This window comes from Arthrobacter sp. B0490 (genome assembly GCF_002929355.1).
Taxonomy (GTDB): Bacteria; Actinomycetota; Actinomycetes; order Actinomycetales; family Micrococcaceae; genus Arthrobacter_D.
Genome location: NZ_PJIR01000120.1, coordinates 1 through 594, shown reverse-complemented (window position 1 = coordinate 594; position 594 = coordinate 1). Strand labels below are relative to the sequence as shown.

1 protein-coding gene is annotated in these 594 nt (G+C 62.3%); it reads left to right on the top strand.

The annotated features are described in order from the left end of the window. The coding region (locus CXQ97_RS18930) for a cbb3-type cytochrome c oxidase subunit I (RefSeq protein WP_181035166.1) at nucleotides 1–594 on the top strand (594 nt) is incomplete at both ends.

Sequence of the window (594 nt, the reverse complement as noted above, 5' to 3'; positions counted from 1 at the left end):
TCGGTGCCTTCATCCTGGTGACGGCGATGCTGCACATCGTCAACAACCTGGAAATCCCGGTGAGCTGGTTCAAGTCCTACTCGATCTATTCGGGCGCGACCGATGCGATGGTGCAGTGGTGGTACGGCCACAACGCCGTGGGCTTCTTCCTCACCGCCGGCTTCCTCGGGATCATGTACTACTTCGTGCCGAAGCAGGCCGAGCGTCCGGTATATTCCTATCGCCTGTCGATCGTCCACTTCTGGGCACTGATCACCGTCTACATCTGGGCCGGCCCGCACCACCTGCACTACACCGCGCTGCCGGACTGGGCGCAGAGCCTCGGCATGGTGATGTCGATCATCCTGCTGGCGCCGAGCTGGGGCGGCATGATCAACGGCATGATGACCCTGTCCGGCGCCTGGCATAAGCTGCGCACCGATCCGATCCTGCGCTTCCTGGTGGTGTCGCTGGCCTTCTACGGCATGTCCACCTTCGAAGGCCCGATGATGGCCATCAAGACCGTCAACGCCCTGTCCCACTACACCGACTGGACCATCGGCCACGTACACGCTGGCGCCCTCGGCTGGGTAGCGATGATCACCATCGGTTCGA